The sequence below is a fragment of the Colwellia sp. NW0002-52-1 genome, from assembly GCF_057550865.1.
Genome location: NZ_BAAJLU010000014.1, coordinates 78,119 through 90,955, shown reverse-complemented (window position 1 = coordinate 90,955; position 12,837 = coordinate 78,119). Strand labels below are relative to the sequence as shown.

Below are 12,837 nucleotides of genomic sequence, written 5' to 3'. Positions count from 1 at the left end.
ATAAAGAAAAACTAATGTAATAGCTAAATGATACAGTGTATCATTTAGCTATTAAACACATTTTTAGCCGATGTTATATGAGTAAATTAAGTATCGTTATTATCACAAGCCTATTCTTACTAGCATGTGAGCAATCTAAAAATAGTAATGCCTCTAACCAGGCCGGCATAGCCGCAGGAAATAAAAAGCTAACGGCTGTTACAGCGCCGTTGAATAAGCCTAGCGTACAAACTAGGATAGAAAAGCCAAATATACCTGAGTCTGCTTTTATGAAAGCTGATTGGCTCGATTTATTACCCGAAGATGATCTAAATGCACTGTTAAACCCGCCAAGTTATCTTGATGATATCGTCGATGGCTCTGCTGAAGATCAATTGAGTAATCCAATAAAAAATGAACTAACCAATGGCGAAGATGATCGTTATCAACAAGCGTTAGCATCAACTAATGTTAAGGCTATTGTTGATAATGCCCCAATCAAAATCCCAGCGTTTATTGTGCCACTTGAGTTTGATGATGAGCAAAACGTAACACAATTTTTTATGGTGCCATTTTTTGGCGCATGTCTTCATTTACCGCCGCCACCGCCTAATCAAACAATTTTTGTGAATTACCCACAAGGGCTTAAGCTTGAATCACTTTACGATGCGTATTGGATCTCAGGTGTTATAAAAACATCGCTAGTTGAAAACGATACTGCTACCGCTGCTTACTCAATGGAAATGCATGCATTTGAACTTTATACTGATGAGCCGTGATTATATTGATTTAATAAACTTTCACTTAAACTTAAGTTTAAGTGAAATTTAATGAATCCGTGAGAAAAAAATTAGTTGGGGCTTTTGTTAATGCAGGCCATTAGCTGCGTTTCAATAGAGTCACCTAGCTGCTTAGCTATTATTTCTATACGACTTTCCTTAGCATGGTTAAGCGCTGTTTCTGTTACGCCATCAGCGGTAAAATTATAGCCAAATATACCCTGTTCGGTGATAAATACGGCTTTTATGCGCTCTGCGTTGATATTGCTGAGAAAACGTTGCAGTTTAGCGTAATTGAATGTTTTTTCTTCAGCAAACCGCCAACCAACACTGGTAAAGCCTGCCCCGGTATTGATTGCTTTAATAAATCCGCATTCAGGTATCACTAAATCAGCAGTCATGACTTTTTTAGTTGTTTGGTGGTGTGACGATGAGGATAAGCCCAATGTCGTTGCGCCAGCTAAAAGCGAAAGTGCAATATCGCCTTGCTCAGAGTAATGCACATCAGCATTGGCTTGGCCATGTGCCTTTAAATAATCCATTAACCTTGTTTTATCTTCATCCTGATATAAGTCTACTTTATTGCCAATAATGGTGTCAGCAATCGCTATTTGCTGATTAAAAATATCGTGATTTGTGTAGCGGGTGTCGGTTAAGTTTCGAGCATCAACTAAGGTGATGGTTTTTTGTAATAAAAGTGCCTCTTGATAATGTTTCTCAGACAGTGCCTTAACAATCTCTTTAGGATGCCCAAGCCCGGTTGGTTCTATTAACAAACGGTCGGGTTTTGCCTGTAACAGCAGTTGGTTGAGGGCTATTTGCATCGGTACACCTGCGGCGCAGCACATACAACCTCCAGGAACTTCGCGTATAAAAACACCTTGTTTTTCTATGTGCTGACCGGAGAATAAGCTGCCATCAACACCTATCTCACCGAATTCATTCACTAAAATAGCCCAACGCTCATTTGAAGGTTTTTTTGTTAACAATTGCAGGATCGCTGATGTTTTACCTACACCTAAAAAACCGGTAATAATATTGGTCGGAACCGCGTTGATTTTCATCGATTTCATTTCATCTCTTTAACGTTATATTTTAGCCACAACACTTTTTAAACTTGCGGCCGCTATCACAGGGGCAAGGGTCATTACGACCTACTTTTGGTTGTGCATGCACTATTGGGCTTTGCGGCGCACAACAGCTTGCTTGGCTGCAGCAGCTTTCATTATCGACCATTGGTTGGTTAATACTATCTTGATTATTGTTATCCATGATTAAACCTTTTTAAATAAATGTTGATTCCGGCATTTGTGAAGAATGATGTTTGATAATTTTCCAAGATTTACCACTCCATTGATAAACAAAGGTAAATCGAGCTTGTACTTTTGAACCATCTTTAAAAGAAAACGTATAGAGGCCCGAGTTCATTGCGATGTCATTGAAAATAGAAATGTTAGTTTCATCTAATTCACCAACAGGCTCTCTGCTTAAAAAGTCAGTAAAGTATTTTTCCATTTCTTCATGGCTATGGCAGACGTTATTGGATATTGTTGGGAGCAGCAACGCGTTACGGGCATACAATTCAATTACGCGCCTTGGCTCTTTTGTTTTTATTGCGTCATTCCATTGCTTAAACAAGGCTAATATTTCATTTTTATTCATTTCTAGACTATTCTTATTTTTATATGTTTTCGCGTATTCTTATTTATCAGCGAGTAAGGCTTTGAATATTTATCGATTAAATTCTAGTCGTTTTGATAAAGCCGTGTGCTCAATTATCTGCTTACCGTCGTATACCTGCTGCCCATTAACCCATGTACCGCGAATACTTGATGAAAATACCTGTTGATCAAAAGGCGTCCAACCGCAAAGGTAGCGACAGTTTTCGTGGCTTACTTGTGTTGGTTGGTTCATATCAACTAATACAAAATCAGCAAAGTAACCTTCTCTAATAAAACCTCGTTCTTTTATGGCATATCGTATGGCAGGGTTATGCGCTGTTTTTTCTACAACTTGCGTTAAGCTCAAGCGGTTATGATTAACATGATCAAACAAACTTAATAACGCGTGTTCAACTAAAGGCAGACCTGCGGGCGCTTGTTGATAATCGTTTTGTTTTTCTTGCCATGTGTGAGGGGCGTGATCTGTTGCAATAATATCTATTTGGTTATTATGTAGCGCTTGTATTAACGCGTCTCTGTCTGTGGAAGATTTAATCGCAGGGTTACATTTTATTTGATTGCCCAAAGCTGAGTAGTCTTCTTCACTAAACCAAAGGTGATGAACACAGGCCTCAGCGGTAATATGCTTGTTTTCAATTGCACCCGAGTCGAATAGGCTTAACTCTTTTGCGGTGGTTATGTGCAAAACATGTAACTGGCTTTGGTATTTTTTCGCGAGTGAAACTGCATAAGATGATGAAGCATAACAGGCCTCAGTATCTCTGATTTTAGGGTGATCAGATATTGTCAGAGCGCGCCCTTGTGAGGTGATTTTCTCAAGGTTGTTAGCGATCACCGCGCCACTTTCACAATGGGTAACAATGAGTGTTGGGCTTTCTCGAAAAATGGCCTCTAATGCCACTGGGTTTTCCACTAACAGGTTGCCAGTAGAGGCTCCCATAAATACTTTTACACCACAGTGTTTTTTAGGATCAAGCAGCTTAATTTGCTCAAGGTTATCTTCAGTAGCGCCTAAGTAAAACGAATAATTGGCTAATGAGTGCTCTTTGGCTATCGCAAATTTATTTTCGAGTGCGGTAATTGTTGTGGTTGCTGGATTTACATTGGGCATTTCCATATAGCTTGTAATACCACCGGCGACAGCAGCACGTGATTCACTGGCAATTGTGCCTTTGTGAGTTAACCCTGGTTCACGAAAATGTACTTGATCGTCAATCATGCCAGGTAGTAGATACTTGCCGCTAGCATCAATGACCGTATCTTCTGGTTTGGCTGGAATATCTTTACCAATATATTTAAACCTTTGATTGGTTATTCTTAAATCGGCTTCGAAAATTTCACCTTCATTAACAATTTTTGCGTTTTTAACTAGTAGTGATTGCTTCATTTTAGTAATGTCTCCAGCGATCATAAATTGTGCTTATTGAGATATAAATACGTAAAATTTGTTGTTGTGCTTACTAAGGAAATACCCAAACAATTTACAGTGTTCGACATTATGTTGCGCGTAAGCTTTGGTGACTTCACATCTATATAATCCGAGCGTGAATAAGTACTTAAGCAGCATGTTTATTAAGGTATTAACGGTATGTATTTTTACTTCAATATTATGTTTTTATTATTAATATTTAGGGTTGAAGCGCCTTGTTGTAATTCGGTAAGCCACATAGCTTTTATTTGTTCAATGCCTGAAAAAAGATCAAATAGCTTAATTTTAATAGCTGATAACGTCGATGACTTTTTACAGCGGTAATGATACTTAGCAATCACTTCTCGATGCCCAACGCTTTCACTTATTTTTTGTTCATGATGGTGATCATCACGATGATTATGTGAATCAATATGTTGATCATTTTTTTCTTGCTGAGTTTGAATAACACTTGATACATCAATGAACTGATTGACTAATACGCAGTCGCCACCAGAAAATGAAAATACATCATGGTGATTAGCCAAAAGTAATTCGGCTTGATTGATGGCGGCTTTATCTGTTCTAGTTATCGCACTATGTTCAAAACCAAGTAGGTTCATGGCGGGCGATCTCATCTCAATTTCAAGCTGTTGTTTTTCTAATGCTATGGTCAACTCAGATACGCCATGCACATGCGCATTAAACGTTACCTTATCCTCGGCAAAACTGTGCAGGTGGGCTAACAATGCAACTAGCATTGTGTATATTGGTATAAAACTGTATTGACTAAGGTTCATGCGCTATGCCGTATTTAATCAGAGAGAAAATCAAGCGTTAATAAAAGCCTACGTTCACCTTCAGCTACCGGCGGTGAACGATGTACAAGCCCCGCGCCGTTGTTGTTATACCAACCTTCACCTTTTAGCAGTGCAACATCACCTTTTTTTAGTCGATTAATATCACTGAGACTATTAAAAAGTCCTGATTGCTCATCTGACTTACCTTGGTTGCCAGTACCTAGTTTGCCTCTATCGATTACATCATGAAGAAGCCAGTCAGTTGCAACTCCATGATATGTCGTGACTAAACGACAGGGGATTTTATCTACATGAAAGCGAGGACACATAGCACGTTCAAGTATAGAAATTCTTAGCCCTACGCCTTTTATGTCGAACAAGCAACAAAACATATCAACCAGTAGGGTTATATCATCCCTTAGCGCTTGCGCTATTTCGGTAACGCCAAAAGCTTCTATTAGAGCATCTTGAGTGTTTTCTGGTGTTACTGCCAATACTGTTGCTTTTGTTTTATTACGCTTTAAAAAGTCGTCAACGGCTAGGGTTAGCTCTTGGGAAAGATCACGTTGCCATGTAGCAATATTGGTGTTTTCTTGGTAAATATTGGTAAATACGTTAGGCGTATTGCCTTGTACTGAGCGCTCAACATGTGTTTCTGAGTAACTCTTTTCTTTGATCATCGCTGCACTACTCATGTTTCTTCTCCCCAGACTGGAAATGGGTCATTTAATGTGACCCAATACTTTTGCCCTTGTAGTAATTCATTTTCAGTTAGTAAGCATTGATCTAATGCTAACGTCATTTTCTTTTGATCAAGTTTCTGGCCTATAAACACCAGTTCTTGGCGCATATCACCAAAGGGTTCAACCCATTGCTTTTGAATCGCATCAAGTGAACCTTCATCGGTGGGCCAGTCTTTCTTCGGAATAGCTTTCCAAAACATGCCTGCAAAGCCGTAATGTGCTATACCGCCAGCTTGGCTCCATTGGCCACAAAACTGTGGTCGGGACGCAAGCCAAAAGTAACCTTTAGAGCGAATAAGTTTGCCGAATTGTTCGGTGTTGTGCAGGAAATGATAAAATTTTTCAGGGTTGAATGGTCTGCGTGCAATATAGTTAAAACTACCAATACCGTACTCTTCTGTTTCCGGAACGTGCTCTCCACGCATTTCTTTGAGCCAGCCAGGGGCTTTTTCCGCTTGTTCAAAATCAAAAAGCTTAGTGTTTAATACTTCATTAATATCAATTTTTCCTGATGATATTGGAATGATTTTAGCACGAGTATTAAGCACCTTGAGTATAGCGACAAGGCGATCAATATCTGCTGTTTTCACTAAATCTGTTTTGCTAATGATCAGTACATCTGCAAATTCAACTTGATCAATTAATAAGTCGGCTACGCTTCGTTCGTCTTCTTCGCCAAGTGATTCTTCAGCATCTTGTAAGTACTTCGCTTCGTCGAAATCTTTTAAGAAATTCACTGCATCAACAACGGTAACCATAGTATCTAAGGTAGCAACGTCAGATAACGAAATGCCATCTTCGTCGGCAAAGGTAAAAGTTTCAGCAACAGGTAGTGGCTCTGAAATGCCTGTTGATTCAATAACAAGATTATCAAACCTGCCTTCTTTCGCGAGTTTTTCAACCTCCAACAGCAAGTCTTCACGCAACGTACAACAAATACAGCCGTTACTCATTTCTACCAGTTTCTCGTCACTGCGATTAAGTGAAACCTCATTTTTTACGAAGGCTGCATCAATGTTTATTTCGCTCATATCGTTAACAATAACGGCAACCTTCTTGCCTTGACGGTTGTTGAGAATATGACTGAGCACGGTGGTTTTTCCCGCACCAAGAAAACCGGATAGCACGGTTACAGGTAATTTTTGTTCAATCACGTTACTAATATCTCTAATTTATGATGGTAAGGTATGTTACAACGTATCATTTGTTTTTGGTAGTTTATTATTGCAAATAGTGAAGCCCTTAATAAAGCATGCGTTCAGACAAGGTAGTGTCATCGCTAAAAGCCAGTTTATCCTGGGCACAAATAGCTTCAGCTATCTAACGCTTTATTAAAGAGATCTGCTTTGATAGGTGATATGAAGGGCTGTAAGACACTAATAAATGATTAGGAGAAAATACCGTTCTTTTCATTGCTGACGAAATACTATCAAGAAATTCATCAGTAAAAAATAATTAACTTTCCTTGTAGTTTATTGATTAAATCAAAAGCATGAATTTGATTTTTTTATGAATACAACACTCCCCAGCTGAATAGTGTAAGTTATAAAGTCAATAAAATGAGTACCGTGCCCTTGGGTGAAATACAACAAACTGTGAAACTGTATACGGTGTGGTTTTGTCGAAAAACTAATTTCCTCATTATCTAAACGGTTATATACATCAGATAATTCAATTATTTCTATACCAATATTTTTATGATTTTTCGGGCTAAATTTAATGTCTGGGATTTTCATAAATAGATTTGTATGAATAATTTTTTTAAACTATTTTTTTAGTGGTATCTGTAAATTAACCGAGTTGAAGGTGTATTGCATCAAATAATATCAGGGTTTACCAAGCGATTTCTGCCATGGTAAGGCTAATTTCAGCATGTTATATATTATTATCGCATTGTTAATGTTGTATTTTTTTACATTATGGATTTGCATTGCCTAGTTAATTTCATATAGCCTTGCTTGTGTTAGAGGTTACTTTATGGCGATGACAAGAAAAGCAGCAAGGAAATTCTTGTCTAACCATGGTTATAGAGCAGTATTATTTATAATCGTTTGTGATTTTGTTACATGTTTATAGCCCTAGCTCCGATAATTCAGGGTGATCATCAGGGCGGCAACCTTGTGACCAGTGCAACTTTCGCTCTGATGCTTTGATCGGTAAGTCGTTAATACTGGCATATCTATTTTGCATTAGGCCGTTGTTGTCAAACTCCCAGTTTTCGTTGCCGTAGGAGCGAAACCAGTCGCCATTTTTATCTTGCCATTCGTAAGCATATCGCACAGCGATGCGGTTGTCAGTAAAGGCCCATAACTCTTTGATTAAGCGATACTCTAACTCCTTTTGCCACTTTGCCTTTAGGAAATTTTCTGCTTCTTGGCGACCGTTAACAAAGCTTGAACGATTTCGCCATTGAGTATCAAGTGTATAAGCCATTGCTACTTTTTCGGCATTGCGGCTGTTCCATCCGTCTTCAGCTAAACGCACTTTTTGACGTGCGGTTGCTTCATTAAACGGGGGGAGTGGTGGTCTAGTTGACATAATAATTTCCTCAATGGTCGTTAGTAAATAAATTAGTAAGTGAGTGTTTATAAATCTAAAATAATAGTGCTAGTACCTTTTGCTGGGACTGCACAACAGATAAGCACTTCGTTTTCTGCGATTTCTACGCTCGGTTGAGTTCTATAAGTAACCTTACCTGCGTGTAGTTTTATCGCACAAGAACCACAGTTGCCGCTTCTGCAGCTATAGGCTGGCGAAAGCCCTTGCTTTTCCGCAACTACTAATAGTGTTTCATCGCCTTTATGCCATTGTTGTGTGATTTTTGAGTGGCGAAACTCTAGCGTGGTGCTGTCGGCTTCTTTCGCTATGTCACTTTCATGGGTTAAGCGGCGTAAAGCGGCTGGCCCAAATGTTTCTGCGAAAATTTGTTCATCGGCAACACCGAGTTCAAGCAAAAGATCATACATTGTTTGCATAAATGCTTTAGGTCCACATAGAAAGTAATCACTTGTTTGAAGTGTATTAAGGTCTGTGCTGTTTTCTACTAAAACGTGTTTAGCTATTCTTTTACCTGCAAGCGGGTAGTAAGCAATGCTGTTATCAGTGGCTGAGGCTAGTCTTGTAAAGTCATCATAGAAAGCCAGTTGCTCTCTTGTTTGCGCCGAATGAAAAATACTGAGGGGTCTTATATGGCGCATTCTAATGCCTTCGATATACGTTTGTAACGCCATTGATATCATAGGTGTTATGCCTACTCCTCCGGCTAATAGTACGGCAGGGCGTTTGGATGAAGTGTCTAGCCAAAAATTTCCTTGGGGTAACTTTGCGTCAATCAGTGCGCCAATGGTTAAGTTTTGATGTAAATGTGAAGACGCCACACCATGTAATTCACGCTTAACCGAAATGCGATAAAACGCATCGTGAGGCGAGCTAGACAAGGTAAAGTTACGAATAACCCACTCTTTTCTATTCGGTATTGCTAAATCACTGGCTAAGCCAATCGCTATGCGAATAGTTAAGTGTTGGCCTGCTTTAAAGGGCACAAGTTCACCCTTATCGTGTTTTTCTAGATAAAAAGATCGTATGTCAGCCGTCTCATCAATCACCTTAACAACCTTAAATGAACGCCACTTATTTGATTGCTGCTGAGCAACTTCAAGTTGCTTAGCTTGCGCCCAACTACCAGTTAACAGTGAATTAGGAGAATACTCAACAAGGCTAGCGCTAAAAGGTAATGCATTTTTTATACTCAGCCCTTGCTCGACGATAAATTGCCAACCGCGCTCAGCACCTTTGCATGAATTAAGTCGAGGATCATGCTCTGGTAGTATTTTCACGCGTCCAGAAAGGAATATTAAGTCACCTGTTTCAAAGTTGGGGAAGAGCAAACCCGCTTTCGGATTCAGTAAGAAGTTACCCATGGTATTAAAGAAATTGTTGCCCGCGTAATCAGGGATGGTCAGGGTATTGCCATCTACGGCTACAAAGCCTGATTTTCCGCCCCGATGCGATACGTCAATGCTTTCGACGTTTTGCGTATTTTTGACGTTAACTGCGCTAGCGACAAAAAAAGTATCGGCTTGAGAGATTATGTTTTTTGCATCACAGTCTAATTCTTTAAAATAGGTTTTGTTTGCCACCACATTGTCAACTTGGCGAAAATCCCGGGTTTGAATGTACTTTGGACAATTGCCGAATGACTGATCAACTTTAACGCTAAAGCCTTCCTCTGTGACAGAGGTAATGTGTGCATTTAAACGATTTCGTCTGCGTGTTGGTATTTCAATGCCTAGAAAACCTAATGGTTGACCCAGTTTGAGTGAGCTTGATAAAGGATCGCCCTTAATAGGTGTTGCTTTAATATCTACACGGGTAGGTGTTGTTGATTTCATAAAACCAGACGAGCCCGGTAAAATAGAAGCCTAAGGTCTGCCTGCTTCGTCGACACTACCAACAATAACAAAAGGCAGTTTTGCAAAAAACTCGCGGTGTTGCTCTGGTAAGTAAGAGCGGATTACCTTGCGGCCAATAGTTTCCATCGCCTCAGCTTTACCGACACGTTGTTGCATGGCTTTTTCACCGGCATGAAAAGGTGAATTTTCTGATGCATTAGACATATTGGCCTCAAATTTTGTTAGTTATTCTTACATGATTAGTCTGATGAACTATTTAGCTATTTAGCTATTTAGCAAGCAGGCCAGCTTCAGTCGTTGGCATTGCGACAAAGCCATCAAGCGCTTCAATATTCTTTAAAAGTCGCTGAACATTTGGGTAAGGTAATAACGAGACGTTGCCCTCTGGCGCATGGGCGGTGTAGCTATAAACGGCAATGTCTGCAATTGTTGGTGTGTTACCGACAAGAAACTCACGCCCTTGCATGTGCATGTCTAATTTACTCAGGGCTTTTGCGGCAATCACCATGGTGTACTCAACATTAATTGGCGCATTAAATACAGTGATCAACCTCGCTGCCGCAGGTCCAAATGCAAGCTCACCAGCAGCCAGCGTAAGAAACTTTTGAATGTCAGCTTCAATGATTGGATCGTTAGGCAAGAAAGTGGGCGCATATTTTTTCGCTAGATAAACCAAAATAGCATTGGAGTCAGATACAACCACGTCACCATCTTCAATAACCGGTACTTGGCCCAGTGGGTTTAGGGCGAGAAAGGGGGCTTCTTTGTGCTCACCTGCAGGTAAGTTAACTATATTTACCTGGTGCTTAATACCTGCTATAGCTGCAAATAATACCACTCGGTGTGCGTGTCCTGATAATGGAAAGCTATGAATTTTTATAGTATTCGACATGATTAAATCCTCGAAATATTGTGGTTTTTAAGTATCTGTATATTTAATGAACTAGATAGTACTGCTTGGTAAGTTTGTAGACAATATGGTGCTTTATGGAAAAACTATGTACATTGTGTACATAGTAGGTAAGGGTGAGAAAGTAATATAATGGATACTGTTGATGGTATGCGCACTTTTGTAGCGGTAGCAAAGCAAGCGTCATTTACTGGTGGTGCTAAGTTAATAGGTATTAGCACTAAGTTGGCAAGTAAGTATATTGCTCAGCTAGAAACGCGACTCGACGCTCAGCTTTTTCATCGAACAACACGTAGCGTAACGTTAACCGAAACCGGACGGGCTTATTTTGAAAAGTGCCAACCAGTACTTGAGCAATTTGACGAGCTTGAAGATGTTGTTCAACAAGAGCAAGCTGAGTTAGCGGGCGTAATAAAAATAACGGCACCAACAGGCTTTGGTAGCACTAAACTGGTGGAAGCACTAGCGCCTTTTCAACAGTTACACCCTAAGGTGAGTATTGACCTGCGTTTGTCAGATCATAACGTCAGTATTGTTGAAGAGGGCATTGACCTTGCCATTCGCTTTGGTAATTTACAAGACTCGACTATGATCGCAAGAAAGCTAATGGATATGCGTATTGTGGTATTTGCTTCACCAGCTTATTTAACAAAATTTGGTGAGCCAAAGCACCCAAGTGCGTTATCGAGCCACAATTGTTTGTTACAACAATTTAGCGCTGAGCCTTATCATTGGCAATTTAAGTTTGGCGATGAAATGAAGTTATATCCGGTGACGGGTTCATACAGTGCTAATTCGCCACGAGCCGTAGCTCACATGGCAGCAGAAGGTCTTGGTATAGGTGCAGGACCCGCTTATGCAGTTGAGCCTTACTTAAAAGACGCTTCGTTAAGATTATTATTCGAAGATAACGAGGCACGTATTATACCTTTGCATGCGGTCTACCCTTCGGGCCGACATTTGGCGAAACGTATGCGTGCTTTGATTGATCACCTTGTAGTTATATTTAGTCAGTCTTCGCTTGCAGCTAAAGAAAACTGAGCGGTTGATTTAGCAAAAATTTCAGCAAAAAGTTAAGTGAGAAAATGTTAAACTTAATTGTCTTATCAGCCAATTGTCTCAGTGTTTCATTTATTATCAGTAGTTCTAGAATAAAGGTGATTTATTATTTTGTTTTTTTAGCCTGAGTAATAAAATCGTTTAAGTAGTCGATATGCTGCTCATCTTTGCGAATTCCTACAAATATTTGTTTTTGAATTCCTTGCTCCCCGAACCGCAGACTCTTGATAGGCATTGATTTTGAATACTCGTCTACTAGCCAACCTGGCAAGGCACAAGCGCCTCGTCCTGCAGCCACCATTTGTAGCATGATCTCAGTAGTTTCTATGTACTTGTGTTTTTTTACTGAACATTTTGCAGGGTTTAGAAATTGGCTAAAAATATCTAGCCTTAGCGGCTCTACAGGATAACTAAACAGTACGTCGTTATTTAACTGCTCGGGTAATACAAAGCTTTGCTTTGCCAGTTCGTGAGAAGCAGAAACTACTAATCTATGCTCATAATCAAAAACCGGTATGTAGTCAATTTTGGGTTTAAACAGTGGATCAGGTGTAATAAGTACATCGATTTCGTAACTAAGCAAAGCACCTAAAGCACCGAATTGGAATTCTTGCTTCACGTCCATATCAATATCGGGCCATTGCTCTAAATAGGGTTGAATTACTCTCAATAGCCATTGATAACAAGGATGACACTCCATGCCAATGCGTAACGAACCCATTTCACCTTTGGCAATTTGGTTCAATAATAATTCAGTATGTAAAAATTGAGGTAACACTCTATTTGCCAAGGTTTGGATGCGGGCTCCTGCAGCGGTTAGGCGTAGGTTTCTGCCGTCTTTTGTCCATATTGGTGTAGCAATTTGGCCTTCAAGTTTTTTGATACTATGACTTAATGCCGATTGAGATAAGTGTAAGGAGTCAGCTGCTTTAGTTAAGGTACCATGATCTTTTATCGCGGTTAGTATTTCTAAATGGATCCTCTCTAACACTTGTAAACTCCTATTTTTAAATGTTTTTTAGCTTTAATGATGAACTACATTCATCGTTTGATGAGAGAATATCA

At 39.7% G+C, this 12,837-nt stretch carries 15 protein-coding genes; 2 read left to right on the top strand and 13 right to left on the bottom strand.

Annotated elements, in window-relative coordinates:
- The first annotated feature begins 77 nt into the window (after window positions 1-77).
- Window positions 78-758 carry a DUF3299 domain-containing protein gene (locus tag AC27H3_RS13760; RefSeq protein ID WP_487107038.1) on the top strand — a complete coding sequence of 227 codons (681 nt, stop codon included), beginning with the start codon at window positions 78-80 and terminating at the stop codon, window positions 756-758.
- Between the two features lie 71 nt (window positions 759-829).
- Here AC27H3_RS13760 and AC27H3_RS13755 read toward each other — a convergent pair whose 3' ends face one another.
- The 12 genes from AC27H3_RS13755 to AC27H3_RS13700 form a co-directional block, all read right to left on the bottom strand.
- Window positions 830-1,831, bottom strand: a complete 1,002-nt coding sequence (locus AC27H3_RS13755; RefSeq protein WP_487107036.1) for a CobW family GTP-binding protein — start codon at window positions 1,829-1,831, stop codon at window positions 830-832.
- Between the two features lie 22 nt (window positions 1,832-1,853).
- Complete coding sequence (locus tag AC27H3_RS13750) at window positions 1,854-2,030, bottom strand: SEC-C metal-binding domain-containing protein (protein WP_487107034.1); 177 nt, start codon at window positions 2,028-2,030, stop codon at window positions 1,854-1,856.
- 12 nt (window positions 2,031-2,042) lie between these two features.
- Window positions 2,043-2,420: an SgcJ/EcaC family oxidoreductase gene (locus tag AC27H3_RS13745; protein ID WP_487107032.1), complete on the bottom strand. Its 378-nt coding sequence runs from the start codon at window positions 2,418-2,420 to the stop codon at window positions 2,043-2,045.
- A 69-nt stretch (window positions 2,421-2,489) separates the two neighbouring features.
- Window positions 2,490-3,827 (bottom strand): dihydroorotase, encoded by a 1,338-nt coding sequence (locus AC27H3_RS13740; RefSeq protein ID WP_487107030.1) that lies wholly within the window; start codon window positions 3,825-3,827, stop codon window positions 2,490-2,492.
- Between the two features lie 209 nt (window positions 3,828-4,036).
- A complete protein-coding gene (locus tag AC27H3_RS13735; protein WP_487107028.1) occupies window positions 4,037-4,648 on the bottom strand; it encodes a ZrgA family zinc uptake protein in 612 nt (203 codons plus the stop codon).
- A 14-nt stretch (window positions 4,649-4,662) separates the two neighbouring features.
- A complete protein-coding gene (locus AC27H3_RS13730) occupies window positions 4,663-5,343 on the bottom strand; it encodes a DUF1826 domain-containing protein (RefSeq protein WP_487107027.1) in 681 nt (226 codons plus the stop codon).
- Complete coding sequence (zigA, locus tag AC27H3_RS13725; protein ID WP_487107065.1) at window positions 5,340-6,542, bottom strand: zinc metallochaperone GTPase ZigA; 1,203 nt, start codon at window positions 6,540-6,542, stop codon at window positions 5,340-5,342. Before zigA ends, AC27H3_RS13730 begins: the two co-directional genes overlap by 4 nt.
- 333 nt (window positions 6,543-6,875) lie before the next feature.
- Window positions 6,876-7,127 (bottom strand): AraC family ligand binding domain-containing protein, encoded by a 252-nt coding sequence (locus AC27H3_RS13720; protein ID WP_487107025.1) that lies wholly within the window; start codon window positions 7,125-7,127, stop codon window positions 6,876-6,878.
- A gap of 334 nt (window positions 7,128-7,461) precedes the next feature.
- Window positions 7,462-7,929, bottom strand: a complete 468-nt coding sequence (locus tag AC27H3_RS13715) for a nuclear transport factor 2 family protein (RefSeq protein ID WP_487107023.1) — start codon at window positions 7,927-7,929, stop codon at window positions 7,462-7,464.
- Between the two features lie 47 nt (window positions 7,930-7,976).
- Complete coding sequence (locus AC27H3_RS13710; protein ID WP_487107021.1) at window positions 7,977-9,782, bottom strand: 2Fe-2S iron-sulfur cluster-binding protein; 1,806 nt, start codon at window positions 9,780-9,782, stop codon at window positions 7,977-7,979.
- A gap of 30 nt (window positions 9,783-9,812) precedes the next feature.
- On the bottom strand, window positions 9,813-10,007 hold the full coding sequence (locus AC27H3_RS13705) for a hypothetical protein (RefSeq protein ID WP_487107019.1): 195 nt from the start codon (window positions 10,005-10,007) through the stop codon (window positions 9,813-9,815).
- Between the two features lie 64 nt (window positions 10,008-10,071).
- A complete protein-coding gene (locus AC27H3_RS13700; RefSeq protein WP_487107017.1) occupies window positions 10,072-10,695 on the bottom strand; it encodes a glutathione S-transferase family protein in 624 nt (207 codons plus the stop codon).
- Between the two features lie 150 nt (window positions 10,696-10,845).
- Between AC27H3_RS13700 and AC27H3_RS13695 the strand changes: the two genes are divergently transcribed.
- Window positions 10,846-11,754, top strand: coding sequence for a LysR family transcriptional regulator (locus AC27H3_RS13695; RefSeq protein ID WP_487107015.1), 909 nt, complete (start codon window positions 10,846-10,848; stop codon window positions 11,752-11,754).
- A 124-nt stretch (window positions 11,755-11,878) separates the two neighbouring features.
- Here AC27H3_RS13695 and AC27H3_RS13690 read toward each other — a convergent pair whose 3' ends face one another.
- Entirely contained in the window at window positions 11,879-12,763 is an 885-nt protein-coding gene (locus tag AC27H3_RS13690) for a LysR family transcriptional regulator (RefSeq protein WP_487107013.1), read from the bottom strand.
- Between the last annotated feature and the right edge of the window lie 74 nt (window positions 12,764-12,837).

Excerpts from the sequence above, each read along its gene's own strand:
- AC27H3_RS13760 (WP_487107038.1), top strand. The coding sequence starts at position 78 with ATGAGTAAATTAAGTATCGTTATTATCACAAGCCTATTCTTACTAGCA.
- AC27H3_RS13755 (WP_487107036.1), bottom strand. The coding sequence starts at position 1,831 with ATGAAATCGATGAAAATCAACGCGGTTCCGACCAATATTATTACCGGT.
- AC27H3_RS13750 (WP_487107034.1), bottom strand. The coding sequence starts at position 2,030 with ATGGATAACAATAATCAAGATAGTATTAACCAACCAATGGTCGATAAT.
- AC27H3_RS13745 (WP_487107032.1), bottom strand. The coding sequence starts at position 2,420 with ATGAATAAAAATGAAATATTAGCCTTGTTTAAGCAATGGAATGACGCA.
- AC27H3_RS13740 (WP_487107030.1), bottom strand. The coding sequence starts at position 3,827 with ATGAAGCAATCACTACTAGTTAAAAACGCAAAAATTGTTAATGAAGGT.
- AC27H3_RS13735 (WP_487107028.1), bottom strand. The coding sequence starts at position 4,648 with ATGAACCTTAGTCAATACAGTTTTATACCAATATACACAATGCTAGTT.
- AC27H3_RS13730 (WP_487107027.1), bottom strand. The coding sequence starts at position 5,343 with ATGAGTAGTGCAGCGATGATCAAAGAAAAGAGTTACTCAGAAACACAT.
- AC27H3_RS13720 (WP_487107025.1), bottom strand. The coding sequence starts at position 7,127 with ATGAAAATCCCAGACATTAAATTTAGCCCGAAAAATCATAAAAATATT.
- AC27H3_RS13715 (WP_487107023.1), bottom strand. The coding sequence starts at position 7,929 with ATGTCAACTAGACCACCACTCCCCCCGTTTAATGAAGCAACCGCACGT.
- AC27H3_RS13710 (WP_487107021.1), bottom strand. The coding sequence starts at position 9,782 with ATGAAATCAACAACACCTACCCGTGTAGATATTAAAGCAACACCTATT.
- AC27H3_RS13705 (WP_487107019.1), bottom strand. The coding sequence starts at position 10,007 with ATGTCTAATGCATCAGAAAATTCACCTTTTCATGCCGGTGAAAAAGCC.
- AC27H3_RS13700 (WP_487107017.1), bottom strand. The coding sequence starts at position 10,695 with ATGTCGAATACTATAAAAATTCATAGCTTTCCATTATCAGGACACGCA.
- AC27H3_RS13695 (WP_487107015.1), top strand. The coding sequence starts at position 10,846 with ATGGATACTGTTGATGGTATGCGCACTTTTGTAGCGGTAGCAAAGCAA.